Consider the following 394-nt stretch of genomic DNA (forward strand, 5'->3'; position numbering starts at 1 on the left):
CGGCGGTACCGCTGCCGCCGCAGGAGGGCCAGCGGCGGGTCGCCTACAACGGCGAGGTCTACCAGGCCGGCTGCGAAATCCATGGCGAGATCCGCCTGCTGCTCGACGGCTTGCAGCGCGGGGTACTGCCGGACGGCATGTACGCCCTCGCCAGCTGGGACCCGCAGACCCGGCAATTGACCCTGCTGCGCGACGAGTTCGGCATCAAGCCGCTGTACTACAGCTACCAGCCCGAGCGCGGCCTGCTGGCCTTCGCCTCCGAGCCGCGGGCGCTGCTGCACCTGCTCGGCGGCGCCCGCGCCGACGCCGAGGCGATCGACCAGGTGGTCGCCGCCGGCGTGCCGCTGGAAGGCCAGACCCTGTTCCAGCAGGTCCGTCTGCTGCTGCCCGGCGA

The 394-nt window shown here is 72.6% G+C and carries 1 pseudogene; it reads left to right on the forward strand.

The features are described 5' to 3' along the window. Positions 1-394: pseudogene (locus tag FLO80_RS24140) on the forward strand (hypothetical protein); the annotation flags it as partial.

The organism is Aquicoccus porphyridii, from assembly GCF_008369105.1.
GTDB lineage: Bacteria > Pseudomonadota > Alphaproteobacteria > Rhodobacterales > Rhodobacteraceae > Aquicoccus > Aquicoccus porphyridii.